We start from the raw sequence: 25,455 nt of genomic DNA, 5'->3' as shown, positions 1-25,455 counted from the left end.
CTTCACGTTCTTCACCCGATTCCGGGAATCAGTCGGACAAGCTGGTCGATCAGCCAGATCCCGGCGAACGGCGTGAGCACGCCGCCGACGCCGTAGACGAGCAGGTTCCGCCGCAGCAGCGCGGCCGCGCCGGACGGCCGGTAACGGACCCCGCGCAGGGCCAGCGGGATCAGCGCCACGATGACCAGCGCGTTGAAGATCACCGCGGACAGGATCGCCGAGGCCGGCGTGGCCAGCCCCATCACGTTCAGCCCGCCGAGCTGCGGGTAGATCGCCAGGAACATGGCCGGGAGGATGGCGAAGTACTTGGCCAGGTCGTTCGCCACGCTGAAGGTGGTCAGCGCGCCGCGGGTGATCAGCAACTGCTTGCCGATGCCGACGATCTCGATCAGCTTGGTCGGGTCCGAATCGAGGTCGACCATGTTGCCCGCTTCCTTCGCGGCCGACGTGCCGGTGTTCATCGCCACCCCGACGTCGGAGGCGGCCAGCGCGGGCGCGTCGTTCGTGCCGTCGCCGGTCATCGCGACCAGCCGCCCGCCCTCCTGCTCGCGGTGGATCAACGCCATCTTGTCCTCGGGCCTGGCCTCGGCCAGGTAGTCGTCGACCCCGGCGTCCTCGGCGATCGCCTTGGCGGTCAGCGGGTTGTCGCCGGTGATCATCACCGTCCGGATGCCCATCGAGCGCAGTTCGGCGAACCGCTCGCGCATGCCCGGCTTGACCACGTCGGACAGCCGGATCACCCCGCGCACCACGGCCTTGCCGCCGGTCACGCATTCGGCCACCACCAGCGGGGTGCCGCCCTGCTGGCTGACCTCGTCGACGATGCGCTCGGTCTTGTCCGGCATTTCACCACCGCGCTCACGCACCCACGCCCGCACCGCGCCCGCCGCGCCCTTGCGGATCTCGCGGTCGCCGAGGTTCAGCCCGCTCATCCGGGTCTGCGCGGTGAACGGCACGAATTCGGCGAGCCGTTCCTCCTCGGACGGCTCGGTGTCCCCGGTCAGCTCCACGATGCTGCGGCCTTCGGGCGTGCCGTCGGCGAGGCTGGACAACCTGGCCACCGCGGCGAGTTCCTCCACAGTGGACTCACCGACCGGGAGCAGTTCGGTCGCCTTGCGGTTGCCGAAGGTGATCGTGCCGGTCTTGTCCAGCAGCAGGGTGGACACGTCACCCGCCGCCTCGACCGCGCGGCCGGAGGTGGCCAGCACGTTGCGCTGCACCAGCCGGTCCATCCCGGCGATGCCGATCGCCGAAAGCAGCGCGCCGATGGTGGTCGGGATCAGGCAGACCAGCAGCGCGGTCAGCACCACCACCGACTGCTCGCTGCCCGAGTACGCCGCCATCGGCTGCAGCGCGACCACCGCGAGCAGGAAGATGACGGTCAGCGTGGACAGCAGGATGGTCAGCGCGATCTCGTTCGGCGTCTTCTGCCGTGAAGCGCCTTCCACCAAGCCGATCATGCGGTCCACAAAGGACTCGCCGGGCTTGGTGGTGATCTTCACGACGATCCGGTCGGACAGCACGGTGGTACCGCCGGTGACCGCCGAGCGGTCGCCGCCGGACTCCCGGATCACCGGGGCCGATTCGCCGGTGATGGCCGATTCGTCCACGGTCGCGATGCCCTCGACCACGTCACCGTCGCCCGGGATCACCTCGCCCGCTTCGACCACCACCAGATCACCGACGCGCAGATCGGCACCGGGCACCTCCTGCTCGGCGCCGTCCGCGGTCAGCCGCCGCGCCACGGTCTCCTTCTTGGTGCGCCGCAACGACTCCGCCTGCGCCTTGCCGCGCCCCTCGGCCACCGCTTCGGCCAGGTTCGCGAACACCACGGTGAACCACAGCCAGACCGCGATCAGCACGGTGAACACGCTCGGCTCGGCCACGGCGAACACCGTGACCAGCACCGAGCCCACCCAGACCACGAACATGACCGGGTTGCGCACCTGGTGGCGCGGGTCGAGCTTCCGCAGCGCCCCGGGCAGCGAGGTCAGCAGCTGCCGTGGGCCGAACGCGCTCATGCGAGTGCCTCCGCGATGGGTCCGAGGGCGAGTGCCGGAACGAAGGTCAGCGCCGCGACCAGCACGACCGTGCCGGCGAGCAGCGAGCCGAACAGCGGTCCGGTGGTGGGCAGCGTGCCCGCGGTCACCGGCACCTTCGGCTGCGCGGCGAGCGAGCCCGCCAGGCACAGCACCGCGATGATCGGCACGAACCGCCCGAGCAGCATGGCCACGCCGAGCGAGGACTGGAACCAGTCACCGGTCACGGTCAGCCCGCCGAACGCGCTGCCGTTGTTGTTGCCCGTGGAGGCGTAGGCGTAGAGGACCTCCGACAGGCCGTGCGGCCCGCTGTTGGTCATCGCTTCCGTGGTACCCGGCAGCGTCAGCGCGGCGCCGGTGCCGAGCAGCACCACCGCCGGCATGGCCAGCATCGCCACGGCCGCGCAGGTGACCTCGCGGCGCCCGAGCTTCTTGCCGAGGAACTCCGGCGTGCGGCCCACCATCAGCCCGGCCAGGAACATCGCGATGATCGCCATCACCAGGATTCCGTAGAGCCCGGTGCCCACCCCGCCCGGCGACACCTCGCCGAAGAGCATGTGCACCAGCGGGACCCCGCCGCCGAGGCCGGTGAAGCTGTCGTGCGTCGCGTTGACCGCGCCGGTGGAGGTGCCGGTGGTGCTGGTGGCGAACAGCGAGGACAGGCTCAGCCCGAACCGCTGCTCCTTGCCCTCCATGGCGGACCCGGCCAGCAGCGCCGCCGGGCCGTTCGGGTGGGTTTCGCCGAGCCAGGACACGGCCAGCATCGCCGCCCACAGCGCACCCATCACCGAGAGCAGCACGTACCCCTGCTTGTGGCTGCCGACCAGCTTGCCGAAGGCCCGCGGCATGGCCACCGGGATGACCAGCAGCAGGAAGACCTCGACCAGGTTCGACCACGAGTTCGGGTTCTCGAACGGGTGCGCGGAGTTGGCGTTGAAGATGCCACCGCCGTTGGTGCCCAGTTCCTTGATCGCCTCCTGGCTGGCGGCGGGCGCCAGCGCGATGGTGGACGACGAGCCGTCCGGGTTGGTCACCGCGATCCCCGCCGACAGGCTCTGCACCACGCCGAGCGCGATCAGCACGATCGCGAAGACGAAGGCGAGCGGCAGCAGGATCCGCACGGTGCCGCGGGTCAGGTCCACCCAGAAGTTGCCGAGCCGGTCGGTCTTAGCCCGCGTGAACCCGCGGACCAGCGCGACCGCCACCGCCAGGCCGACCGCGCCGGACAGGAAGTTCTGCACGGTCAGCCCGAACATCTGGACCCCGTGCCCCATCACCGTCTCGGGCACGTAGGACTGCCAGTTCGTGTTGGTGACGAAGCTGACCGCGGTGTTGAAGGCGGTGCCGGGGTCGACCGAGCCGCGGCCCAGGTCCCACGGCAGCAACGGCTGCAACCGCTGGAGCAGGTACAGGAAAACCACCGAAACCAGCGAGAACGCCAGCACGCTGAGCGCGTAGGTGCTCCAGCGCTGCGACGATTCCGGATTCACCCGGAAGAGGCGGTAGAGCACGAGTTCGCCTTTGGCGTGCTTCTCGCTGGAATACACCTTGGCGATGTGGTCGCCCAGCGGTTTGTAGGCCACCGCCAGCGCGAGGAGGAGCAGGCCGGTCTGCAGCAGACCGGCCGTGGTGTCGGACATCAGAACTTCTCCGGCTTGATCAGGGCGGCGAACAGGTAGCCGAGCAGCCCGAGCGCCAGCACCCCGCCGACGACGTTGGCCACCGTGCCGCTCACAGCTTTTCCAGCCCGCGCAGGGTGAGCGCCAGCACCACGAAGACGCCGATCAGCAGCACGGCGTAGAGCAAGTCGGCCAATTCGCACCTCTCGATCGATCCATCACCCGAATCGGTGACGGCTTCGACCCTGCGCTGATGACGGTCCGTGTCCACGGCCGGCTAACGGGTCCTTGATGCCGTTTCCCTGGCCATTTACGCCTTTTTGACGCGCGGTGAGTCCGGCCACAACCGCGGTGACGCTTCGGGCGCAGCAGGCATACCGGGCAGACATTTCCGCCGCCACGCGTTACAACGGTGTTACGGATATTTCGCATAGCTAAGTAACCGAGGAGGCGGGCACATGTGCGGTATCACCGGCTGGATCTCCTACGAATCGGATCTGCGGACGAGAAACGACGTGGTCGACGCGATGACCGCGACCATGTCCTGCCGCGGCCCGGACGACTCAGGCACCTGGCTCGGCGAGCACGCGGCGCTCGGGCACCGGCGGCTGGCCATCATCGACCTGCCCGGCGGGCGCCAGCCGATGACCGAGCGCACCCCGTCCGGCGAGGTGGTGCTGGTCTACAGCGGTGAGGCGTACAACTTCGCCGAACTGCGCGAGGAACTGGCGGCCAAGGGGCACCGGTTCACCACCAGCAGCGACACCGAGGTCGTGCTGCACGCCTACCTGGAATGGGGCGAAGGCGTGCCCGAGCACCTGAACGGGATGTACGCGTTCGCCGTGTGGGACGAGCGCACGCGCAAGCTGCTGCTGGTGCGCGACCGGATGGGCATCAAGCCGCTGTACTACTACCCCACCCGCGACGGCGTGCTCTTCGGCTCCGAGCCGAAGGCGATCCTGGCCAACCCGCTGGCCAAGCGTGAAGTCGATCTCGACGGCCTGCGCGGGCTGATGGCGTTCACCAAGACGCCCGGCTGGTCGCTGTGGAAGGACATGCACGAGGTCGAGCCGGGCAGCACGGTCACCGTCGACGACCGCGGCATCCGAGGCCGCACCTATTGGAAGCTCGACGCCACCGAACACACGGACTCGCAGGAAGAGACCGTGGCGAAGGTCCGCGAGCTGATGACCGACATCGTGCACCGGCAGCTCGTGGCCGACGTGCCGCGGTGCGTGCTGCTCTCCGGTGGGCTCGATTCCAGTGCGGTCACCGGCTTGGCTGCGCCGTACGTGCGCAACGAAGGCGGACAACTGCGTACGTTCTCCGTCGACTTCACCGGGCAGGAGGAGAACTTCCAGCCCGACCGGATCCGCACCACCCCGGATTCGCCGTACATCCGCGACGTGGCGGATCTGGTCGGCTCGGCGCACCAGAACGTGGTGCTCGATTCGTCCACGCTGAGCGACCCGGAAGTGCGGCGGGCCGTTGTGCGGGCGCGCGACATGCCGGGCGGTATGGGCGACCTGGACACCTCGCTGTACCTGCTGTTCAAAGCGATCCGCGAGCAGTCGACCGTGGCACTGTCCGGGGAATCGGCCGACGAGGTCTTCGGCGGGTACCTGTGGTTCCACGACCCGGCCGCGCGCGACGCGGACACCTTCCCGTGGCTGGCCTACAGCGAGCTGACCGGCAGCCGGACGGCGATGCTGCGCCAGGAGGTCACCGACGGGCTGCAGCTGGAGAGCTACATCGACGACCAGTACCGCACCGCGCTCGCCCAGGTCGACCACCTGGACGGCGAAAGCGAGCTGGAGCGGAAGATGCGCACGATCTGCCACCTGCACCTGACCCGGTTCGTGCGCTCGCTGCTCGACCGCAAGGACCGCGCCTCGATGGCGGTCGGCCTGGAGGTGCGCGTACCGTTCTGCGATCACCGGCTGGTCGAATACGTCTACAACACCCCGTGGTCGCTGAAGACCTTCGACGGCCGGGAAAAGAGCCTGCTGCGGCACGCGACCAAGCACGTGCTGCCGGAGTCGGTGGCCTCGCGGGTGAAGAGCCCGTACCCGTCGACGCAGGACCCGCACTACGCCGAAGCCTTGCAGAAGCAGGCGCGGGAACTGGTGGCCGACCGGGACGCCGGGGTGTTCCAGCTGGCGGACCGGGAATGGGTGACCAAGGCGGCGGAGTCGGACTCGGCGGAGGTGACTCCCGAGGTGCGCCACGGCCTGGACCGGGTGCTGGAACTGCAGACCTGGTTCGAGGAATATCGCCCAACTCTTACGCTCGGCTAACCTTTCGCCGTTGCTACCGGGCGAAATGTCTTTTCCATACAGAAGTGTGACGCCCATGCGTATATGATGAAAGGAGTCACGCAGAAGGGGATCCCCATGGGAGAGCCGCCCGGAGGCGAAACGCCGAACTCCGAGCTGGTCGCGAGTTACGGCAAGCTATTGCGGCTGGTCCGCAGTGGGCAGGCGCAGACCCGGCCGGCCCTGTCCGAGTGGACGGGGCTCGGCCGGACCGCGGTCACCCAGCGCATCACCACCCTGCTGAACGCCGGGCTGCTGGAAGAGGGGGACCTGAACCCCTCCACCGGTGGCCGCCAGGCGCGGACGCTGCGGTTCCGCAAGGACGCCGGGCGCATCCTGACCGCGGAACTGGGGGCCACCAGTTTCACCGCGGGCATCACCGATCTGGCCGGCACCGTGCTCGCCGTCGCGCACTGCGACTGCGACATCGCGGCCGGGCCGGAGATCGTGCTCGAAGAGGTCGAATCCCAGCTCGACAAGCTGTGGGCCGAACACGGTGACGAGTCGCTCGGCATCTGGGGCGTCGGCCTCGGCCTGCCGGGGCCGGTCGAGTTCGCCACCGGGCGGCCGTCGGAGCCGCCGATCATGCCCGGGTGGAACAACTACCCGGTGCGCGACCGGCTCGGCGCCAAGTACCGCGCGCCGGTGTGGGTCGACAACGAGGTGAACCTGCTCTGCCTCGGCGAACTGCGCGACCCGGCCGCCCGCGGGCACGAGCACGGTGGCGACCTGCTCTACGTCAAGATCGGCACGGGCATCGGCGCGGGCATCAGCAACGGGGGTTCGCTGCACCGCGGGGCGCAGGGCTGTGCGGGCGACATCGGCCACGCCGCGGTCGCCGACGAGGGCCCGGCGGGCGAAGTCGTCTGCCGCTGCGGGAAAACCGGGTGCCTGGAAGCCCTCGCGGGCGGTTCGGCACTGGCGCGGGACGGCGAAGAACTGGCGCGCACGGGGCAGAGCGAAACGCTGGCGCGGGTACTGGCCGAAACGGGCCGGATCACCGCCGGCGACGTCACCGCCGCCGCACGCTCGGGCGACCACCAGGCCGTGCGACTGCTCGTCGCGGCGGGCAAGCGGATCGGCTCGATGCTGGCGACCATGGTCAACTTCTACAACCCGTCGACCATCCTGCTCGGCGGCAAGATCGCCGGCGCCGGGGATCTTTTCCTCGCCACCATCCGGGAAACCATCTACCGCCGCTCGCTCCCACTGTCCACAAGGGAGCTTCGCATCGACAAGGCGCGCCTCGGCGAGGAAGGCGGCCTCATCGGGGCCGCGCACATGGTCCTGGACGAACTCTTCGACCCGGACTTCTTCGCCCGCTGGCTCCCGGACGGCTCCCCCGCCGGCCGCCCCGAACTCCTGGCCACCGCCGTCTGACCTCCCCAACGTGGACTTCAGCCACCCGAACGCAGAACTCGGCTACCCGAGTGTGGACTTCAACTACCCGAGCGTGGAACTCGGCTGCCTGAACGTGGAACTCGCCATACCGCGAACCCCACACTCAGGAAGCCGAAACCCACGTTCGCGCGCCCGAACCCCACACTCAGGCCTGCGAATCCCACGTTCAGGTAGCCGAACTCCACATTCGGGTGGGCGACGGGGGTCACAGTCTGAGAAGTGGCTGTGAACTGGTGGTTTTCGGGCATGTCCTGGCGGGTAGGCGCGTTGTGCGGAGCAGAGAGGTGAGAACAATGACCACAGCTTTCTCGCAGACCACGTTCACCCGATCCGCGGGCACGCCGCAACTGCCGACCATGCCCAGCGGCTGGCCGATCGGCTCCTACGACTCCTACGCCGAAGCCCAGCGCGCCGTCGACCACCTGGCCGACAGCAAGTTCCCGGTCCAGGACCTGACCATCGTCGGCGTGGAGCCGATGCTGGTCGAGCGCGTAGCCGGGCGGTTGAGCTGGGGGAAGGTGCTGACCAGCGGGGCGCTGTCGGGCGCCTGGTTCGGTCTGTTCGTCGGGCTGCTGCTGAGCATGTTCACCGCCGGGGCGGGGTTCGCGCCGATCCTGATCGGCCTGCTCTCCGGTGTCGGCTTCGGCATGGTGTTCTCGGCGATCAGCTACGGCGCCACCCGCGGCAAGCGCGACTTCGTCTCCAGCAGCCAGCTGGTGGCCCGCCGCTACGACGTGCTTTCCCAGCCGCGCAACGCGGAGAAGGGCCGTGAGCTGCTCAGCAAGCTCGCGTTCAGCCACCAGTCACTCTGATCAGGACAGTCCGAATAGGACATAGGTGAAGCGAGGAGCGGGCCCCCGACCCCCGCTCCTCGCTTCGCGCGCGCACCCTCAGCCCGTGGGCGTCGGTGCGGTGCTCGGTGCCGCCGGAGGCGAAGACGGTGCCGGCGCCGGTGCCGGAGCGGGCGGCGGGCCGGGAGGGGTCACCTGCTTCGGGATCGCCGCGCTGAACGGCACACCCGGCACTTCCCGGCACCCCGGCCGGTAGGCGTTGTACCCGTTGTAGTTGCCCTGGTCGTCGTAGCCGTACTGGTCGATGTCCGGCCGCGGGTACTGGTTGTCCGCCCCCCTGCGCTGACGCGTGCCGGACACCGGTTCACAGCCGTACCTCGGCAGCGTGAGCGGGTTGCCCGCCTGGTCGAACAGGTACACCCCGGTCAGCGGCTTGCCCTGGGCGTCGAACGCGTAGATGTTGTCCACCTGCGCGTTGCCGTAGCTCAGCATCGGCTGCCCGTCCGACGTGCTCGACGTCGAGTACGACCCCCCGTAGTACGGCCCGTACCGCCCGTTCGCCACCTTGAAGATGCCCTCGGTGACCAGGCCGAGCATCACCCCCACCACCAGCGCCGACACCGGCAGGCTGAGCCACAGCCACTTCCGGTCGGTCACCGACTTCGGCCCGAACCAGACGATCACCGCGGCGACCACGGCCAGTGCCGCCAGCGCCAGGATGCCTTCGCGGCCGTCGTCCACGAACAGCAGCAGCCCGAACACGACCAGCACCGCCGCGCACAGCAACCACCACGCCGGGCGCAGCGACCTCAGGTACGCCAGCGCCTTCGAGTCGCGCCCCATCGCCGAACGCACCGGCTTCAGTTCGGGCAGCTTGCTGAGCACACCGTCACCGTGGCGCGCCAGGTACCAGCCGCCCGCGACCAGCACCACTGTCGCCGGGATCAGCAGGGCCAGCGGCTCGGCGGCCAGGCTCGCGGCCACCACCGCCCCGAACGGCAGCAGGATGAGGAGCATCACGCCCATGCTCCACACCGCCAGCCGCGCGCCGAGGTGGGTGTTCCTCCGGACGCCGTCGCCCTGGTCCGGCGCCGGGTAGTCCCCCGCCGCCCGCAGTTCGGCGGCGTAGCTCTCCGGCGAGCCGAGTTGTTCGGTCATCGCCGCGAGTGTGGCGCCTTCCCCGAATTCGGCACCGATTTCAAGCAAGTGCGGGCGGACGTCCTCCAGTATCTCGTCCACCTCGGCCTGCGGCAGGTCCGCGAGCGCGGTCCGGACCCTGGCCAGGTAGTCCCGCACGACGGCGGGAGTCTGGGTGCTCATGCTGCCTCTCCCAACAGGCTGTCCATCGTCTTGGCGAAGGTGGTCCAGGTCTTCCCGGACTCCGCCAGCCGCTGGCGTCCCGACTCGTTCAAGCTGTAGTACTTGCGGTGGGGTCCTTCTTCACTCGGTACGACGTACGACGTCAGCAACCCCGCCTTGTACAGCCGCCGCAGCGTGCCGTACACCGACGCGTCGCCGACCTCCTCCAGCCCGGCCTGTCTCAACCGGCGGAGGACGTCGTAGCCGTAACCGTCGTGCCCGCGGAGCACCGCGAGCACCGCGAGATCGAGCACCCCTTTGAGTAACTGACTGATCTCCACCGGTTCCCTCCAGTCCTGCGCCGCGAACACTAGCACGCAATGCGCAGTAGTGTGCACAAGAGGGCGCCATTCGGCGGTAGGTTTTTGCTCAGGCCCTGGCCAGCCGGGGTTTGGGCTGACAGCGCGGGCAGGAGAACGACGAGCGGTTCATGAACGGGTCGCGCCGGATGGGCGTGCCACAGCGGCGGCAGGCCCGGCCCTCCTGGCCGTAGGCGTCCAGCGACCGCTCGAAGTAGCCGGACTGGCCGTTGACGTTGACGTACAGCGCGTCGAACGAGGTGCCACCGGCCAGCAGCGCCTCGTTCATCACGTCGGTGGCGGCCTGGAGCAGGGCCGCGCCCTGCTTGGTGGTGAGCTTGTCGGCCGGTCGCGCCCAGTGCAGGCGCGCCCGCCACAGCGCCTCGTCGGCGTAGATGTTGCCGACCCCGGAGACCAGGGTCTGATCCAGCAGCGCGCGCTTGACCTCGGTGCGGCGGGACCGCAGCGCCTTCACCCCGAGCACCGGGTCGAACGCCGGGTCCATCGGGTCACGGGCGATGTGCGCGATCGTGCTCGGCAGCAGCGTGCCGTCGGCGTCCACGAGTTCGGCGAGCGCCAGCCCGCCGAAGGTGCGCTGGTCGACGAACCGCAGTTCGGGTCCGTCGTCGTCGAAGCGCACCCGGACACGCAGGTGCTTCTCGTCCGGCGCGCCGTCGGGCTGCACCAGCATCTGCCCGCTCATGCCCAGGTGGGCGAGCACGGCGTCCTGACCGGACAGCTCCAGCCACAGGTACTTGCCGCGGCGGCGGGCGGCGACCACCCGCTCCCCCGCGAGCCTGCCGGAGAAATCCGCCGCGCCGGCCACGTGCCGCCGGATCGCGCGCGGGTGCAGGACGGTGACCTCGGCGATGGTGCGCCCGGAGACGTGCTTCTCGAGCCCGGCCCGGACGACCTCGACCTCAGGGAGTTCCGGCATCGCCCTGCTGGTTGAGTTCTTCGTTGAGGGTGCGCCAGGCCGCCTCGGCGGCCTTCTGCTCGGCTTCCTTCTTCGTGCTGCCGACCCCGTGCCCCAGGGTGCGCCCGGCGATGATCACCTTGGCGCTGAACTCCTTGCGGTGGTCGGGACCGGTGTCCTCGACCTGGTACTCGGGCACGCCGAGCCCGGCCGACGCGGTCTGCTCCTGCAGGCTGGTCTTCCAGTCCAGGCCGGCCCCGCGCAGCGGGACCTCGGCCAGCAGGCTGTCGAAGAGGTGGTGCACCAGCTTGCGCGCGGTCTCGATGCCGTGCGCCAGGTAGGTGGCTCCTATGACGGCTTCGAGGCCGTCGGCGAGGATGCTCGCCTTGTCCCGTCCGCCGGTCAGCTCTTCGCCCTTGCCGAGCAGCAGGTGCGCACCGAGCCCACCTTCACCGAGCCCGCGGGCGACCCCGGCCAGCGCGTGCATGTTGACCACGCTCGCGCGCAGCTTCGCCAGCTGGCCTTCCGGCAGGTCCGGGTGCTCGTTGTACAGGTGGTCGGTGACGACCAGGCCGAGCACCGCGTCCCCGAGGAACTCCAGCCGCTCGTTCGGCAGCAAGCCGCCGTTCTCGTAGGCGTAGGAGCGGTGGGTCAGTGAAAGCCGAAGCAGCTCGGCGTCCAGAGTGACGCCGAGCGCCTCGAGCAAGGGCGTCGGATCGCTGGCCTGACCGGTGGGCGACTTTCCCCCCATGTCTGGGCTACCTCGATCAGGCTGGCTCGACGACCTGACGACCGCCGTACTGGCCGCAGGTCGGGCAGGCGATGTGCTGCGGCTTCGGGGCCTTGCAGGCACGGTTCTGGCAGGGCACCAGCTGCACCGGAGCGGCCTTCCACTGGGCGCGGCGCGAGCGGGTGTTGGAACGCGACATCTTCCGCTTGGGGACGGCCACGACTCGATCTCCTCAATCACGATCTGCCCGCGTGCGCGGGCATGCTTGCGGTCTACGAGCTGGCGCTCGTCAGGCTTGCTTGTCCGGGCCGGACGCCGGGTCGTCGTCGAAACGCTCGACCAGCGCGGCCCACCGAGGGTCTATGGTCTCATGCCCGTGTCCGGGCTCGAGATCGGCCCACTTCACCCCGCACCCGCTGCACAGACCAGCGCAGTCCTCGGTGCACAGCGGGGCCAGCGGCAGCGCGAGCACCACCGCGTCCCGCACCGCGGGCTCGAGGTCGATCCGGTCGTCGACCAGGCGCATGACCTCGTCTTCGTCGGTGGTTTCCTCGGTGGTCGAGTTCGGGTAGGCGTACAACTCGGTCAGGTCGACCTCGACCTCGTCGGAGATCGGGTCCAGGCAGCGCGAGCAGTGCCCGGTGACCGGGGCCGTCGCGGTGCCGGTGACCAGCACGCCTTCGACCACGGACTCGAGCAGCAGGTCCAGCTCCACCTTCGCGCCCCCGGGCACCACGATCACGTCGGGCACGCCGAGCGGCTTGGTGACTTCGACTTCGCGCTGCACGGGGCGGCTGAGCCCGGCGCGGCGGCCGAGTTCGCGGGTGTCGAGCACCCAGGGACTGCGCGCGTCGACGTGCGGCGCGCTCTTGTCTTCAGACATCGCTCTCTCTGCTACGAGGTTTTGGGGCAGCACTCAAACGGAGTGCGCGCAACCTCACCACTGTACGCGACGCCGGGCGCCGGCATCACGCCTGGTAGTCGTAGACGGTGTTGCGTCCAAGGCTGGTCGGGGCCCGCAGGTGGTTGCGGCCGGAGTCGACCGTGCGCAGCGTGGTGGCGAGCAGTTCGGAGAACTCGGCGAGCTTGCCGTCGACGTAGGCGTCGCAGTCGGCGCGCTGGCGGTCGGCCTCGCCGTGCGCCTCGTCGACGATGCGGGCGGCCTCGGCGTGCGCGGCCTGGACCACCTCGGTCTGGGCGACCAGGCGCGCCTGCTCGGCGCGGCCCTCGTCGATGGCCCGGTCGTAGGCGTCGCGCCCGGCCTGGATCATCCGCTCGGACTCGGCGCGGGAGCGCTCGGTCAGGTTCTGGTACTCGGCCTGGCCCGCGGCGACCGTGCGGTCGGCCTCGTTGTGCGCGTCGGCGAGCATCTGCTCGGCGCGGGCGCGGGCCTCGGCGACCAGCCGGTCCGCCTCGGCGGCGGCGTCGGAGATGGTGCGCTCGGCCTCGGCGTTCGCGCCGGTGACCGTGGTCTCCGCCTCGTGGCGGGCCTTGGTGATCAGCTCGTCCCGCTTGTCCAGCACGTCCTGGGCGTCGTCGACCTCGCCGGGCAGCGCGTCGCGGACGTCGTCGAGCAGTTCGAGGACATCACCACGCGGGACCACGCAGCTGGCCGTCATCGGCACACCACGGGCTTCTTCCACGATGGTGACCAGTTCGTCTAGGGCCTCGAACACCCGGTACACGGCAACTCCCTCACGGCAGAACTTCCCACTTCGCCAGCTCCCAGTCTGCCCGCCGCCCGGGTGGATCGGCGTGAAGGAGGGTCACCCGGCGTGTCCGCCACGACCGGGTGACCCCACCGGCCGTCAGACGGTGACCAGCACGAAGCTCTCGTAGTGGTCCGCGGTGTAGAAGTACTCGTCGCCCTCGCCCTTGACGATGCGCCGGGCACCGCGGTCGGAGCTGCCCGGCGTCTCCACGGTGTATTCGCGGTAGTAGCCGGAGTCGCAGAGCGGGAGCAACTGCTCGCGGTTCTGGAAGACGGTGTCGTCCTGCGGGTACGGGTAGGGCCCGTTCCGCTGGATGAGGTCGTAGGTCTCACCGGCCTCCGCCGGCAGCGACCCCAGCGCGGCCTCGTCGAAGCCGGACGTGTCCCCGCACTCGGCCTGGACGGTCACCGGCGCGGCCGGAGCCGCCGAAACGGCGGTGACCCCGCCGAAGAAGGCGACCAGGATGGCGAACAGAACGCCTGCTAGACGCGACTTTTGGTTAATCATTTTCGGACCGTAGCCCGATCACGTGATCATCGGGAGACAGGAACGTGAACTCGGGCCGAGCGAACGGAACCATTCGGCGGCGCGACTGGGCCGAACGGCCTAGCTCTTCGCCGCGAGCCGCGCGACCAGGCGGTCGTGCACGACGTCCGGCAGCAGGTGCGAGACGTCGCCGCCGTAGGTCGCCACCTCCTTGACCAGCGAGCTGGACAGGAAGCTGTACTCCGGGTTCGTCGGCATGAACAGCGTCTCCACCCCGGTCAGGCGGTGGTTCATCTGTGCCATCTGCAACTCGTAGTCGAAGTCGCTGACCGCGCGCAGGCCCTTGGTGATGGCCACGATGTCGTGCTCGCGGCAGTAGTCGACGAGCAGGCCGTGCCACGAGTCCACCCGCACGTTCGGGATGCCGGTGACCGACGAGGTGATCAGATCCATCCGCTCGTCGATGGAGAACAGGCCGTGCTTCTTCGGGTTGACCATCACCGTGACCACGACCTCGTCGAACAGCTTGGCCGCCCGCTCGAAGACGTCGATGTGCCCAAGGGTGACCGGGTCGTAGGAGCCGGGACAGACCGCGCGCCGCATGACGCGGACGCTACCAACTCCCGGTGAATTCGGCCCAGTGCAGCGCCGTGTCGCCGTAGCGCTTGGTGCGCAACGGCTGCAGGCCGTCCGGCCAGGGCGGTTCGCCGTCGCGCAGCGCCCGCTCGACGACCACCAGCCCGCCCTGGGCCAGCCACCCCCCGGTGACCAGCGCGGAAAGCACCGTGGCCAGCTGTGCCGCGCCGAGGTCGTACGGCGGATCCGCGAGCACCAGGTCGAACGGCGCTTCCGCGCCGGCGGCCAGCACCGTCTCGGCCTTCCCGTGCCGCACCGCGCCGCCGAGTGCGAGGGTGGTCACATTGCCGCGGAGCACGTCGGCCGCGCGTTTGTCGGCCTCGACGAACACCGCCTCGCTCGCACCCCGAGAAAGGGCCTCCAGTCCCAGCGCTCCGGTGCCGGCGTAGAGGTCGAGCACCCGCGCGCCGTCCAGCTCACCGGCCACTTCCAGGGCGTTGAACAAGGCTTCGCGCACCCGCTCGGACGTCGGCCTGGTCCCCTTCGGCGGCACCTTCAGCTTCCGGCCACCGGCGGTCCCCGCCACGATCCTGGTCACCCCGGAATGGTCGCACCTGTGTTTTTGGGCAGGACTGGCTGTACCCCGCGACGGGGACGCGTATTGTCGTTCTTCCCCTTCCCGGCGAGTGAGCTGTAGGAGCGCTGCGTGTCGGAACCTCGGGTCAGACGGGCCGAGATCGCCATCGAACAGACCCACGTCGATCGGGTCTACACCCGTCTCGCGGAACTGCGGACCCAAGCCGAGGCGATGCGTGCCAAGGGCTACGAACTCGGCCACGGCGCCCAGCGCGAAGCCGTGTTCGAGCAGGCGTCCATGCTCTTCGAGCGGGACATGATGGTCTACCACGCCAACCAGACCCTGCAGACGCTCGACGCCGAGTACGAGGGCCTGGTCTTCGGCAGGCTCGACCACGCCTCGGACGACGAGCCGATCTACGTCGGCAGGCTCGGCATCCGCGACGCCGAGTTCGACAACCTGGTCACCGACTGGCGCGCCCCGGCCGCCGCCGCGTTCTACCAGGCCACCGCCGAGGAACCGATGGACGTGGTGCGCCGCCGGGTGATCCGCTGCTCCGGGCAGACCGTGCTCGACGTGGACGACGACGTGCTGATGGCCGAAGCCGTGCCGGAGAACATGCAGGTCGTCGGCGAGGGCGCGCTGATGGCCGCGCTCGGCCGGTCCCGCGGCGAGAAGATGCGCGACATCGTCGCCACCATCCAGCGCGAGCAGGACGAGGTCATCCGCGCGCCGTGGCGCGGGGTCACCGAGATCACCGGCGGCCCTGGCACCGGCAAGACCGCGGTCGCCCTGCACCGCGCCGCCTACCTGCTCTACCGCCACCGCCGCCAGCTCGGCGGCGCCGGCGTGCTGGTGGTCGGCCCGTCCGGGGTGTTCACCAACTACATCTCGCGCGTGCTCCCCGCGATGGGTGAGACGAACGTCGAACTGCGCGCGCTCGGCGAACTGCTCGACGGCGCCACCGGCACGCACCAGGACCCCGCCCGGCTCGCCGCGATCAAGGGTTCCTCGCGGATGCGCAAGCTGCTCGCGCGCGCCATGCGGGAGGCCCCGCCGGACGCGCAGACCGAGATGCGCATCGTCTACAAGGGCGAGGTGCTCAAGCTGGACGCGAAGGAGCTGGAGAAGGTCCGGCGCAAGGTGCACACCCAGGGCGGGCCGCCGAACCGGTCCCGCGTGCGCGCCGCGGAGACCCTGCTCGAAGCCCTCGCCGACAAGGCCGACGAGCACGCCAAGGACGACGGCCGCAGCTCCGACCGCGCCGAGCTGATCACCGAACTGGGTGAGCGCATCGACTTCCACCGCTTCCTGGTGGTGTGGTGGCCGATCCTGCACCCGGCCGAGGTGCTGCGCTGGCTCGCCGACGAAAAGCGGCTCGCCAAGGTGGGCAAGGGGCTGCTGAACCGCGAGGAGATCACCCTGCTCGCCGGCTCGCTTGCCGACCGGAGCAACGGCTGGTCGGTGGCGGACATCGCGCTGCTCGACGAGCTGCGCGTGCTGATCGGCCCGCCGCCGAAGCGTCGCCGCCGCGCCCAGTCGATCGAGCTGGACGCCGCGCCGATCGCGCGCGGCACCACCGGCACCGGCCCGCAGCGGCCCGAGCACTACGACGAGTACTCGCACATCGTGGTCGACGAGTCGCAGGACCTCTCGCCGATGCAGTGGCGCATGGTCGGGCGGCGCGGCAAGTACGCGAGCTGGACCGTGGTCGGCGACCCGGTGCAGAGCTCGTGGCCGGACCCGCCGGAGGCCGCGCAGGCCAGGGAGCAGGCGTTCGGCCGCGGCACCGCGCACCGGCGGTTCACCCTGCGCACGAACTACCGGAACTCCGCGGAGATCTTCGACCTGGCGGCGAAGGTGGTGGCGAACCAGGCCGAGGCCGACGAGCTGCCCAAGGCCGTGCGCACCACCGGGCTGGAGCCCGAGGTGCGCCCGGTCGACCCGGCCGCGTGGGAAAACTCGGTGCAGGCGGCGGCCAAGGAACTGATGGGCGCGGTCGAGGGCACGGTCGGCGTGATCTGCGCCATGGACCGGGTGCCCGAGGTGGAGCGCTGGCTGTCGGGGCAGGCGGACGAACGGCTCAAGGTGGTCGGCAGCCTCGACTCGAAGGGCCTGGAATACGACGCGGTGGTGCTGGTCGAACCGGCCGAACTGATCACCGAGTCGTCTACGGGACGGCGGGTGCTCTACGTGGCCCTGACCCGCGCGACGCAGCAGCTGACCGTACTCGCGTCCGACCCTTCTTGGCTGCCTTAGCCGGACGGGGTCCCCGGGCGGCGGTGGGGCGGTGGACACGAATGTGGCTTTGGGGGCGGATTCGGCCCCGAAAGCCACATTTGTGTCCCACCGGGGGCCCCGGGGCGCGAGATCTCTGCCACCCGAATAGGGCTGCCGCGTGGGAAGGTTTGGGGCGGCCGCGGCGTTGGTCCTTGGCGTGAGTTCCTTGTCTGAAGTCCCCCTGTCCGTGCTCGACCTGGCGCCGATCGTCAGCGGGTCGGACGCGCGGGCCGCGTTGCGGAGCAGCGTCGAGCTGGCCAAGTACACCGAGAGCCTCGGCTACCACCGCTACTGGGTGGCCGAGCACCACAACATGCCGGGCATCGCCAGCTCGGCCACCTCGGTGCTGATGAGCCACATCGCCACGGCCACCGAGCGCATCCGCGTCGGCTCCGGCGGCATCATGCTGCCCAACCACGCGCCGCTGGTGATCGCCGAGCAGTTCGGCATGCTCGAGGCGTTCCACCCCGGCCGGATCGACCTCGGCATCGGCCGCGCGCCGGGCACCGACCAGCGCACGGCGCTCGCCCTGCGCGGCGCCGCCGGGCTGTCCGCGGACGATTTCCCGCAGAAGCTCCAGGAGCTGCGCTCCTACTTCGAGCCCGGCGAAGGCCGTGCCGTGCGCGCGTTCCCCGCCGAAGGCTTCAAGGTCCCGGTGTGGCTGCTCGGCTCGAGCGGGTTCAGCGCCCAGCTCGCCGGCGCGCTCGGCCTCCCGTTCAGCTTCGCGCACCACTTCAGCGCGCAGAACACGGTGCCCGCGGTGCGCCTGTACCGCGAGGCGTTCCAGCCGTCCGAGGTGCTCGACGAGCCGTACGTGATGCTCGGCGTCTCGGTGCTCGCGGCGGACACCGACGAGCACGCGCGCTACCTGGCCGGGCCGAGCGCGCTGACCTTCCTGAGCCTTCGCCGTGGCAGGCCGATCCCGTTGCCGACGCCCGAAGAAGCCGCCGCGTACGAGTACAGCGACATCGACACCATGTTCGTCGAGGAACGGCTCAGCACCACCGTGCTCGGCTCGCCGGAAACCGTGCGCAAGGGCCTCGAAGCGCTGCTCGAGGAAACCGACGCGGACGAGCTGATGGTCACCACCATGGTCCACGGCGACGAGGACCGGAAGCGCTCCTACGAACTGGTCACTTCAGTGCGAGGTTGAACCGGTCGGCGGCGGCGATCGCGAACACACCCGATCCCGCCGTCGCCGGCACCGCGATCGCGCTGCTGTTGCTCCAGCCCCAGGCGATCACCTTGCCGGTGGACAGCAGCACGACGCTGTGCGTCCAGCCAGCCGCGATCGCGGTGACGCCGGTGGCGGTGGCGGGCACGGTGCTCTGCTTGTATTCGTCGTTGCCCCAGGCGATCACCGTGCCGTCGGACTTCAGCGCGAGGCTGTGGTCCCAGCCCGCGGAGATCGCGGTGACCCCGGACTTCGCCGCGTCGGGCACGTTGAGCTGTCCCCATTCGTTGGCGCCCCAGGCGATGACACCACCGTTCTTCAGCGCCAGGTTGTGATCGCCACCGACGGAGATCGCGGTCACCCCGGATTTCGCCTCCGCGGGCACGTCGTCGCGCATGCCCCAGCTGATCACCTGCCCGCCCTGCTTCAGCGCGAGGTTGTGGTAGCCGTACGACGAGATGGCGGTGACGCCGGACTTGGCCGCGTCGGGGATCTTCAGCTGGCCGAACCAGTCGTTGCCCCAGCCGACGACGCCACCGTTCTTCAGCGCGAGGCTGTGGGCCCAACCGGCGGCGAGCGCGGTCGCGCCCTGCGCGGCCGCGGGCACGACGGTCTGCCCGTAGACGTTGTTACCCCAGGCGACGACGGTGCCGTCCGCCTTGCGGGCGAGCGCGTGCAGGCCACCGACCCGCACTTCGGCGACCCCCGCGGTCAGCCCGGCGGGCACCGGCCGCTGCTGCCAGAGGCCGTTGCCCCAGCCGATCACCCCGCCCGTGCCGTCCGCCGCCGCGGCGGCCTCGACCGGCGGCGCGGAAGAAGCAGGCGCGGTCGCCGGTGACGGCGCGGTGGGGCCCGGTTCCACCGACACCGCGGTCAGCGCGCCGGCCAGCAACAGGCCCGCGCCGAGCGCGCCCACCACGAGCGAAGCCGATTTCCGCATTGTTCCTCCGGACCATCACCTGCGGCCGTTCGGCCGAACGGCCGCCTGGGTAGAAGACGGTCCGACTTTACGGCAGAGCAACACCGAACACGGACGGTCGCGAGAGCGAACGCCGTTTTTCATACGCTGGTGACAAAGCCGGGATTGCCGATCCGGCGCGGGTGACAAATTCACCGATACAGCTGCCGAGTTTGCCCTGGATTCCAGGTCAGCCCTTGATTCACCAGGACACGCGCTCGTAATCTACTAGCGGGTAACCCGAGAACGGACGGTATAAAAGGGGGACTCTGCCGTCCGGCATCAGCTCTACCCGGGATCGATCTCCACTTTACTCGGCCGCCGAAGAATCGGCGAGCGCCCGCCGTGTCCGCTTAACGCGGAACAGCAGAACGATTGAGGAGATTATCGCAAATGTCACGACGATTCGGCAGACTCTTCGCCGGTACGGCGACCGTGAGCATGGTGCTCGGCCTGACCGTGGCCGGTGCCGGCACCGCACTGGCCGACCAGGCGTACACCAGCCCCACGCTGACCTACACCTGCAACTACCCGCTGATCGGTGAGAACCTCCTCGAGGTGCAGGCCAGCTTCCAGGGCCCCAGCTCGGTCACCGGTGGCGGCACCTTCCAGGCCTACGGCGTGACGGCCGTGGCCACCGTGCCCGCGGACGTGGTCAGCGCGCTGTACTACCTCGGCGGCATCGACGGTGTCCGCGGCAGCGCCGACGCCAGCGTCGGCGTGACGAACGGGACCCCGGCCACGGTGAACGTGACCGACCTCGGGGTGGGCGAGCAGTTCGTCCCCGACCCGGACGCGGCGTTCCCGGTCAACGCGGCCCAGACCTCCAGCTCCGTGGTCCCGGCCATCACCGCCGGTTCCACCGGCCAGGTGCTGACCGCCGCGCTCGGCGAGACCTTCTCGGCGTCGCTGGACTTCCACTACACCAACGCCACCCCCGAGTGGCAGGGTCCGGAAGCCTTCGACTGCACGCTCAACGACGGGCAGAACGCGGCGTTCTCGCCGTCGCTGACCATCGGCTGACCTGCAGTACCCCACTAGATACCCCGGTGCTCCGGCCACGCCCCCGACGCGTGGCCGGAGCTTCCGGCATTTCCGGCGAAGGAACGCGATGGCACAGAAAGAACTCCGGGAACGGCTCGGCACCGGAGCGGCCGTCGCGCTGCTCGCCGCCGGTTTGACCAGCGGGCTGACCGGGGCGGGCTCGGCCGCCCCGGAGGCGCCCGAAGCTCCGGTGGAGAGCATCCCGGTGTCGCTGGCACTGACCTACGACTGCGTGTTCGGCGCGAGCGAGCCGCAGGCGGTGAACCTCACCATCGACACCACGCTCCCCGGCTCGGTGCTCGTCGGCGAACAGGTCACGCCCGGCCCGCTCAACGCGGAACTGGTGCTCCCCGAGACGCTGTGGCCCGCGCTGGGCGCACCGGCCTCGGTCGAGGGCACGGTCACCGCGAACCTGCTCGGTGTGCAGGGCGAGAAGCCCGAGGCGGTGAGCGCCGAGCTGCCGGTGGTATCGACCCCGGTGCCGGAAACCGGCGCGTTGAGCGTGAAGACCACCGGCGCGATCCCCGCGTGGCAGACCTCCGAGGCGGGCTCGCTGACCGTCTCCGTCGGCCCGCCGTCGATCGTGCTGACCCCGCACGCCGCCGACGGCACCCAGCTCGGCGAAGCACCGGTCGAGTCGGTCTGTGAACCGGCACCCGAGCAGGACTTCCTGCTGGGCTCGGTGGCGGTCCTGCTGCCCGGCGAGCCCGTGCCACCGCCGGGCACGGCCCCGCTGCCGGGTATGCCCGGTTCCGGCGGGGTGCTGCCGGGCATGCCGTCCGGACCTGGCGCGCAGGCCGCCGAGGCGGGCCCGGGCATCATGGCCGCGCCGCTGTTCCCGCTCACCGCGCAGTACATCAACGGCGAGTCGACGGTCGCGAAGACCGGCGCGAAGGTCGTGCTCGGGCCGGGCCTGATGATCAACGGCGGGCAGTACATCAACCCGCCGGGCATCCGCGGTGACGTGGCTCTGCCGAAGGCGAAGACGCCGTTCTACGCCTTCGACTTCCTCCCGGTGACCGGGCTGGCGGAGTTCCTGCCCGCGAACGACGCCGGCGGCAAGCTCACCTTCACCGAGGGCACCTTCCCGAAGCCGGACAGCATGCTGTTCGCGCACACCGAGGTCTTCCTGCGGGTCAGCGAGGTCCAGCTGAACGGCGTGCCCTACGACGTCGGCCCGGACTGCCGCACCGGCGACATCTCGCTGCACCTGTGGGGCCAGTACCTGGTGACCGCCGGTGGCACCATCGGCACGCACCCGGACGCGCCACTGCCGGAGCAGCGGGGCTTCACCATCCCGCCGTTCACCGGGTGCGGGGTGACCGAGGACATCTCGCCGATCCTCACCGGGCTGATCTCCGGCGACGGCAACCAGGTGACCCTGGTGCTCAAGACCGTCGGCAAGTAGCGGCACGAGAGAAGGCCCGCCCTCCCGGATCCGGGAAGGCGGGCCTTTTCGCGGTGTGCGGATCAGGGCAGGGAAGACGCCTTGCCGAGCACCAGCTTGATGGTGTTGTCCGGGCCGGAGACCAGTGAACTGAGCAGCCCGGAGAAAATGGTGCAGTTCTTGAACTCCGGAATGGTGTAGCTACCGGAAACCGTGCCGCCGTTGAAAATGGTGAAGTCGCCCTCGGACTTGAGGTCCATGCCGACCGGGTTCTGCGTCTTGCACTCGTTCCCGACCGGGGTGTAGAAGATGCCGGCGATCCAGATGTCGCTGAGCTGGATGTAGGCGTCGGCGTGGGTGGTGATGACGCCCTGCTTGAGCTCACCGGAGACCGGGCCGGTCGGGATGACCGTGACGGTGGCCTTGACCGGGATGAAGCCCAGGACGTTGAAGGAGGCCTTGGCGGGCGGGATGCTCAGCACGCCGGAGACGTCCCCACCGCCGGGTTTGGTGGTCACGGTGGTGTTCAGGGTGCCGGGGCCCAGCTTGAGCGTGCTACCGGTTTTCTTCACCACCGACTCGCCGGAGACCGGGTACTGCACCTTGATCGTCGCCGCCGAAGCCGGCGCCGCCGCGAGCACCCCGGCACCGAAAACGGCGGCGGTCATCGCCATCACCGCGGCGGGTCTGCGCAACCTGGTCAACATTCTCGACATCGCAATTCCTCTGTTCGGGGGTCGGCGGAAGTGCAACTTACTGACGAGTATGCTAGTTCTGCCGAGGTCCGCGATACAAGACACGACAATTGCGAGCACTATTCTTTGCTCAAATCCACACAAATGTGGAGAGCGGAATTGTCATCCCGGTGCAAGGCGGGCGCCCCGGCGGGCGGACGCCTCCGCGGGCAGGGCCGTTCGGCCTACCGGCACGGCACGCAAAAGAGCGGGGTCCCAGCCATCTCTGGCTGGAACCCCGCTCCCTGAGTTGAGTTCGGCGGCGTCCTACTCTCCCACACCCCTTCGAGTGCAGTACCATCGGCGCTGGCAGGCTTAGCTTCCGGGTTCGGAATGGGACCGGGCGTTTCCCCGCCGCTATAACCACCGAAACACTACGAAACAAACACACAAGTGCTGTAACACGTCTCTGGTGTGGTGTTTCAGAGCCGTAGAGTGGATGCGAAGCGTCTTTGTAGGCAAGTCCTCGGCCTATTAGTACCAGTCAACTCCACACATTACTGCGCTTCCATTTCTGGCCTATCAACCCAATCGTCTTTTGGGGGCCTTAACCCACAAAGGGGTGGGATACCTCATCTAGGAACAGGCTTCCCGCTTAGATGCCTTCAGCGGTTATCCCTTCCGAACGTAGCTAACCAGCCATGCCACTGGCGTGACAACTGGCATACCAGAGGTTCGTCCGTCCCGGTCCTCTCGTACTAGGGACAGCCTTCCGCAAGTATCCTACGCGCGCGGCGGATAGGGACCGAACTGTCTCACGACGTTCTAAACCCAGCTCGCGTGCCGCTTTAATGGGCGAACAGCCCAACCCTTGGGACCTACTCCGGCCCCAGGATGCGACGAGCCGACATCGAGGTGCCAAACCATGCCGTCGATATGGACTCTTGGGCAAGATCAGCCTGTTATCCCCGGGGTACCTTTTATCCGTTGAGCGACACCCCTTCCACCAGGTGGTGCCGGATCACTAGTCCCGACTTTCGTCCCTGCTCGACCTGTCAGTCTCACAGTCAAGCTCCCTTGTGCACTTACACTCAACACCTGATTGCCAACCAGGCTGAGGGAACCTTTGGGCGCCTCCGTTACTCTTTGGGAGGCAACCGCCCCAGTTAAACTACCCATCAGGCACTGTCCCTCACCCAGATCATGGGCGTAGGTTCAGATTCCCAATCCGGTCAGAGTGGTATTTCAACAACGACTCCACACCCACTAGCGTGAGCACTTCACAGTCTCCCACCTATCCTACACAAACCGAACCGAAAACCAATACCAAACTATAGTAAAGGTCCCGGGGTCTTTCCGTCCTGCCGCGCGTAACGAGCATCTTTACTCGTACTGCAATTTCGCCGGGCCTGTGGTTGAGACAGCCGGAAAGTCGTTACGCCATTCGTGCAGGTCGGAACTTACCCGACAAGGAATTTCGCTACCTTAGGATGGTTATAGTTACCACCGCCGTTTACTGGCGCTTAAATTCTCAGCTTCACCCCCGAAGGGATTAACCGGTCCTCTTAACGTTCCAGCACCGGGCAGGCGTCAGTCCGTATACATCGAATTACTTCTTCGCACGGACCTGTGTTTTTAGTAAACAGTCGCTTTCCGCTGGTCTCTGCGGCCACCCACCCCTAGTCCGTCAAGGACTTCAGGATGTTTGGCCCCCCTTCTCCCGAAGTTACGGGGGCATTTTGCCGAGTTCCTTAACCACAGTTCACCCGATCGCCTTGGTATTCTCTACCTGACCACCTGTGTTGGTTTGGGGTACGGGCCGTGCACGCACTCGCTAGAGGCTTTTCTCGGCAGCATAGGATCACTCTACTTCACCTCAATCGGCTACGCATCACGTCTCAGCCTATATGCCATGCGGATTTACCTACATGACGGCCTACACGCTTACACCAGTACTACCATTCACTGGCGGAGCTACCTTCCTGCGTCACCCCATCACTTGACTACTACAGAATCAGGCCCCACGCTCCACAACACAGATCCATCCGAAGACTTCACCATGCGCTTTGGGTGGTTAGTATCAACTGCCTCATCAGGGACGCACGTGCTCGGGTACGGGAATATCAACCCGTTGTCCATCGACTACGCCTGTCGGCCTCGCCTTAGGTCCCGACTTACCCTGGGCGGATTAGCCTGGCCCAGGAACCCTTGGTCATCCGGCGGCAGAGTTTCTCACTCTGCATTCGCTACTCATGCCTGCATTCTCACTCCCACACCCTCCACCGCTGGTTTACACCGCGGCTTCCCTGGATGCAGGACGCTCCCCTACCCATCAACACGACTACACACAACCCCGAAAGGCTGAGCGGATCGAATGTGTCAATGACACAGCTTCGGCGGTGTGCTTAAGCCCCGCTACATTGTCGGCGCAGGACCACTTGACCAGTGAGCTATTACGCACTCTTTCAAGGGTGGCTGCTTCTAAGCCAACCTCCTGGTTGTCTGGGCAATCCCACATCCTTTCCCACTGAGCACACACTTAGGGGCCTTAGCTGGTGTTCTGGGCTGTTTCCCTCTCGACGACGAAGCTTATCCCCCGCCGTCTCACTGCCGCACTCTCACCCACCCGTATTCGGAGTTTGGTTGACTTCGGTAACCCGGTAAGGCCCCTAGGCCATCCAGTAGCTCTACCCCGGATGGGAAACATGCGACGCTGCACCTAAATGCATTTCGGGGAGAACCAGCTATCACGGAGTTTGATTGGCCTTTCACCCCTACCCACAGCTCATCCCCTCAGTTTTCAACCTAAGTGGGTTCGGGCCTCCACACCGTCTTACCGGCGCTTCACCCTGGCCATGGGTAGATCACTCCGCTTCGGGTCTAGACCACGCGACTCAAACGCCCTATTCAGACTCGCTTTCGCTACGGCTACCCCACACGGGTTAACCTCGCCACGCAGCACTAACTCGCAGGCTCATTCTTCAAAAGGCACGCCATCACTTATTACAGCTCTGACGGCTTGTAAGCACACGGTTTCAGGTACTCTTTCACTCCCCTCCCGGGGTACTTTTCATCTTTCCCTCACGGTACTAGTCCGCTATCGGTCATCAGGAAGTAT

The 25,455-nt window shown here is 68.2% G+C and carries 23 protein-coding genes and 2 rRNA genes (1 of these 25 cut by a window edge); 7 read left to right on the top strand and 18 right to left on the bottom strand.

Features of this window, described 5'->3' with window-relative positions; translation table 11 throughout:
• Positions 1 to 11: 11 nt before the first annotated feature.
• Genes kdpB through L3Q67_RS20425 form a run of 4 tightly spaced genes read right to left on the bottom strand, consistent with a single transcriptional unit; the run spans position 12 to position 3,929 of the window.
• Positions 12 to 2,021 (bottom strand): potassium-transporting ATPase subunit KdpB, encoded by a 2,010-nt coding sequence (kdpB, locus tag L3Q67_RS20440; RefSeq protein WP_499190989.1) that lies wholly within the window; start codon positions 2,019 to 2,021, stop codon positions 12 to 14.
• Complete coding sequence (kdpA, locus tag L3Q67_RS20435) at positions 2,018 to 3,679, bottom strand: potassium-transporting ATPase subunit KdpA (RefSeq protein WP_499190988.1); 1,662 nt, start codon at positions 3,677 to 3,679, stop codon at positions 2,018 to 2,020. The genes kdpB and kdpA overlap by 4 nt, the downstream gene beginning before the upstream one ends.
• Positions 3,679 to 3,774, bottom strand: coding sequence for a K(+)-transporting ATPase subunit F (gene kdpF, locus L3Q67_RS20430; protein ID WP_308159028.1), 96 nt, complete (start codon positions 3,772 to 3,774; stop codon positions 3,679 to 3,681). Before kdpF ends, kdpA begins: the two co-directional genes overlap by 1 nt.
• A complete protein-coding gene (locus L3Q67_RS20425) occupies positions 3,771 to 3,929 on the bottom strand; it encodes a hypothetical protein (protein WP_499190987.1) in 159 nt (52 codons plus the stop codon). Before L3Q67_RS20425 ends, kdpF begins: the two co-directional genes overlap by 4 nt.
• A gap of 187 nt (positions 3,930 to 4,116) precedes the next feature.
• Between L3Q67_RS20425 and asnB the strand changes: the two genes are divergently transcribed.
• The 3 genes from asnB (at position 4,117) to L3Q67_RS20410 (ending at position 8,186) form a co-directional block, all read left to right on the top strand.
• Entirely contained in the window at positions 4,117 to 5,955 is a 1,839-nt protein-coding gene (gene asnB, locus L3Q67_RS20420) for an asparagine synthetase B family protein (protein WP_499190986.1), read from the top strand.
• A 96-nt stretch (positions 5,956 to 6,051) separates the two neighbouring features.
• Entirely contained in the window at positions 6,052 to 7,353 is a 1,302-nt protein-coding gene (locus L3Q67_RS20415) for an ROK family protein (RefSeq protein WP_499190985.1), read from the top strand.
• Between the two features lie 314 nt (positions 7,354 to 7,667).
• Positions 7,668 to 8,186 (top strand): YflT domain-containing protein, encoded by a 519-nt coding sequence (locus tag L3Q67_RS20410; protein WP_499190984.1) that lies wholly within the window; start codon positions 7,668 to 7,670, stop codon positions 8,184 to 8,186.
• A gap of 78 nt (positions 8,187 to 8,264) precedes the next feature.
• On the opposite strand, the gene L3Q67_RS20405 is transcribed toward L3Q67_RS20410, so the two are convergent.
• The 10 genes from L3Q67_RS20405 to rsmD form a co-directional block, all read right to left on the bottom strand.
• A complete protein-coding gene (locus tag L3Q67_RS20405) occupies positions 8,265 to 9,485 on the bottom strand; it encodes a DUF1700 domain-containing protein (RefSeq protein WP_499190983.1) in 1,221 nt (406 codons plus the stop codon).
• Positions 9,482 to 9,805 (bottom strand): PadR family transcriptional regulator, encoded by a 324-nt coding sequence (locus tag L3Q67_RS20400; protein ID WP_153036910.1) that lies wholly within the window; start codon positions 9,803 to 9,805, stop codon positions 9,482 to 9,484. The genes L3Q67_RS20405 and L3Q67_RS20400 overlap by 4 nt, the downstream gene beginning before the upstream one ends.
• 88 nt (positions 9,806 to 9,893) lie before the next feature.
• A complete protein-coding gene (mutM, locus tag L3Q67_RS20395) occupies positions 9,894 to 10,760 on the bottom strand; it encodes an Fpg/Nei family DNA glycosylase (RefSeq protein WP_499190982.1) in 867 nt (288 codons plus the stop codon).
• A complete protein-coding gene (gene rnc, locus L3Q67_RS20390; protein WP_209669602.1) occupies positions 10,744 to 11,490 on the bottom strand; it encodes a ribonuclease III in 747 nt (248 codons plus the stop codon). Before rnc ends, mutM begins: the two co-directional genes overlap by 17 nt.
• A 16-nt stretch (positions 11,491 to 11,506) precedes the next feature.
• Positions 11,507 to 11,689 carry a 50S ribosomal protein L32 gene (gene rpmF / locus L3Q67_RS20385; protein ID WP_209669604.1) on the bottom strand — a complete coding sequence of 61 codons (183 nt, stop codon included), beginning with the start codon at positions 11,687 to 11,689 and terminating at the stop codon, positions 11,507 to 11,509.
• A gap of 69 nt (positions 11,690 to 11,758) precedes the next feature.
• Positions 11,759 to 12,352: a YceD family protein gene (locus L3Q67_RS20380; protein WP_499190981.1), complete on the bottom strand. Its 594-nt coding sequence runs from the start codon at positions 12,350 to 12,352 to the stop codon at positions 11,759 to 11,761.
• An 85-nt stretch (positions 12,353 to 12,437) separates the two neighbouring features.
• Positions 12,438 to 13,154: a flotillin family protein gene (locus tag L3Q67_RS20375; protein ID WP_209669608.1), complete on the bottom strand. Its 717-nt coding sequence runs from the start codon at positions 13,152 to 13,154 to the stop codon at positions 12,438 to 12,440.
• A gap of 123 nt (positions 13,155 to 13,277) precedes the next feature.
• A complete protein-coding gene (locus L3Q67_RS20370; RefSeq protein ID WP_499190980.1) occupies positions 13,278 to 13,688 on the bottom strand; it encodes a guanyl-specific ribonuclease in 411 nt (136 codons plus the stop codon).
• 99 nt (positions 13,689 to 13,787) lie between these two features.
• Positions 13,788 to 14,270 (bottom strand): pantetheine-phosphate adenylyltransferase, encoded by a 483-nt coding sequence (coaD, locus tag L3Q67_RS20365; protein ID WP_499190979.1) that lies wholly within the window; start codon positions 14,268 to 14,270, stop codon positions 13,788 to 13,790.
• Between the two features lie 10 nt (positions 14,271 to 14,280).
• Positions 14,281 to 14,841 (bottom strand): RsmD family RNA methyltransferase, encoded by a 561-nt coding sequence (gene rsmD / locus L3Q67_RS20360; protein WP_499190978.1) that lies wholly within the window; start codon positions 14,839 to 14,841, stop codon positions 14,281 to 14,283.
• A 108-nt stretch (positions 14,842 to 14,949) separates the two neighbouring features.
• Here rsmD and L3Q67_RS20355 point away from each other — a divergent pair, with 108 nt between their 5' ends.
• Both L3Q67_RS20355 and L3Q67_RS20350 read left to right on the top strand, forming a co-directional pair.
• The gene (locus L3Q67_RS20355) at positions 14,950 to 17,079 is read left to right on the top strand and encodes a HelD family protein (protein WP_499190977.1); all 2,130 of its coding nucleotides are present in this window, start codon (positions 14,950 to 14,952) and stop codon (positions 17,077 to 17,079) included.
• 178 nt (positions 17,080 to 17,257) lie between these two features.
• On the top strand, positions 17,258 to 18,253 hold the full coding sequence (locus L3Q67_RS20350; RefSeq protein WP_499190976.1) for an LLM class flavin-dependent oxidoreductase: 996 nt from the start codon (positions 17,258 to 17,260) through the stop codon (positions 18,251 to 18,253).
• Here the strand turns inward: L3Q67_RS20350 and L3Q67_RS20345 are convergent.
• On the bottom strand, positions 18,234 to 19,214 hold the full coding sequence (locus tag L3Q67_RS20345; RefSeq protein WP_499190975.1) for an RCC1 domain-containing protein: 981 nt from the start codon (positions 19,212 to 19,214) through the stop codon (positions 18,234 to 18,236). The two genes, L3Q67_RS20350 and L3Q67_RS20345, sit on opposite strands and share 20 nt — an antisense overlap.
• A 411-nt stretch (positions 19,215 to 19,625) precedes the next feature.
• On the opposite strand from L3Q67_RS20345, the gene L3Q67_RS20340 reads away from it, so the two are divergent.
• Together L3Q67_RS20340 and L3Q67_RS20335 are read left to right on the top strand one after the other, a co-directional pair.
• Complete coding sequence (locus L3Q67_RS20340) at positions 19,626 to 20,255, top strand: DUF6801 domain-containing protein (protein WP_499190974.1); 630 nt, start codon at positions 19,626 to 19,628, stop codon at positions 20,253 to 20,255.
• An 88-nt stretch (positions 20,256 to 20,343) separates the two neighbouring features.
• Positions 20,344 to 21,684: a DUF6801 domain-containing protein gene (locus L3Q67_RS20335; protein ID WP_499190973.1), complete on the top strand. Its 1,341-nt coding sequence runs from the start codon at positions 20,344 to 20,346 to the stop codon at positions 21,682 to 21,684.
• Between the two features lie 62 nt (positions 21,685 to 21,746).
• Here the strand turns inward: L3Q67_RS20335 and L3Q67_RS20330 are convergent, their stop codons facing one another.
• From L3Q67_RS20330 to L3Q67_RS20320, 3 genes are all read right to left on the bottom strand, one after another.
• Positions 21,747 to 22,379, bottom strand: coding sequence for a hypothetical protein (locus tag L3Q67_RS20330; protein ID WP_499190972.1), 633 nt, complete (start codon positions 22,377 to 22,379; stop codon positions 21,747 to 21,749).
• 272 nt (positions 22,380 to 22,651) lie between these two features.
• A 5S ribosomal RNA gene (gene rrf / locus L3Q67_RS20325) occupies positions 22,652 to 22,768 on the bottom strand.
• An 83-nt stretch (positions 22,769 to 22,851) separates the two neighbouring features.
• A 23S ribosomal RNA gene (locus L3Q67_RS20320) occupies positions 22,852 to 25,455 on the bottom strand (it continues 512 nt past the right edge of the window).

Origin of the sequence: Saccharothrix sp. AJ9571 (assembly GCF_021725495.1) — a bacterium.
GTDB lineage: Bacteria > Actinomycetota > Actinomycetes > Mycobacteriales > Pseudonocardiaceae > Amycolatopsis > Amycolatopsis magusensis.
This window is presented reverse-complemented; position numbering and strand designations above follow the sequence as displayed.

What these genes read in the sequence shown, in the direction of transcription:
- mutM (WP_499190982.1), bottom strand. Translation starts at nt 10,760, where the DNA reads ATGCCGGAACTCCCTGAGGTCGAGGTCGTCCGGGCCGGGCTCGAGAAG.
- L3Q67_RS20380 (WP_499190981.1), bottom strand. Translation starts at nt 12,352, where the DNA reads ATGTCTGAAGACAAGAGCGCGCCGCACGTCGACGCGCGCAGTCCCTGG.
- L3Q67_RS20330 (WP_499190972.1), bottom strand. Translation starts at nt 22,379, where the DNA reads ATGTCGAGAATGTTGACCAGGTTGCGCAGACCCGCCGCGGTGATGGCG.
- L3Q67_RS20340 (WP_499190974.1), top strand. Translation starts at nt 19,626, where the DNA reads ATGTCACGACGATTCGGCAGACTCTTCGCCGGTACGGCGACCGTGAGC.
- rnc (WP_209669602.1), bottom strand. Translation starts at nt 11,490, where the DNA reads ATGGGGGGAAAGTCGCCCACCGGTCAGGCCAGCGATCCGACGCCCTTG.
- coaD (WP_499190979.1), bottom strand. Translation starts at nt 14,270, where the DNA reads ATGCGGCGCGCGGTCTGTCCCGGCTCCTACGACCCGGTCACCCTTGGG.
- L3Q67_RS20370 (WP_499190980.1), bottom strand. Translation starts at nt 13,688, where the DNA reads ATGATTAACCAAAAGTCGCGTCTAGCAGGCGTTCTGTTCGCCATCCTG.
- kdpB (WP_499190989.1), bottom strand. Translation starts at nt 2,021, where the DNA reads ATGAGCGCGTTCGGCCCACGGCAGCTGCTGACCTCGCTGCCCGGGGCG.
- L3Q67_RS20335 (WP_499190973.1), top strand. Translation starts at nt 20,344, where the DNA reads ATGGCACAGAAAGAACTCCGGGAACGGCTCGGCACCGGAGCGGCCGTC.
- kdpA (WP_499190988.1), bottom strand. Translation starts at nt 3,679, where the DNA reads ATGTCCGACACCACGGCCGGTCTGCTGCAGACCGGCCTGCTCCTCCTC.
- L3Q67_RS20415 (WP_499190985.1), top strand. Translation starts at nt 6,052, where the DNA reads ATGGGAGAGCCGCCCGGAGGCGAAACGCCGAACTCCGAGCTGGTCGCG.
- L3Q67_RS20405 (WP_499190983.1), bottom strand. Translation starts at nt 9,485, where the DNA reads ATGAGCACCCAGACTCCCGCCGTCGTGCGGGACTACCTGGCCAGGGTC.
- asnB (WP_499190986.1), top strand. Translation starts at nt 4,117, where the DNA reads ATGTGCGGTATCACCGGCTGGATCTCCTACGAATCGGATCTGCGGACG.
- L3Q67_RS20345 (WP_499190975.1), bottom strand. Translation starts at nt 19,214, where the DNA reads ATGCGGAAATCGGCTTCGCTCGTGGTGGGCGCGCTCGGCGCGGGCCTG.
- L3Q67_RS20410 (WP_499190984.1), top strand. Translation starts at nt 7,668, where the DNA reads ATGACCACAGCTTTCTCGCAGACCACGTTCACCCGATCCGCGGGCACG.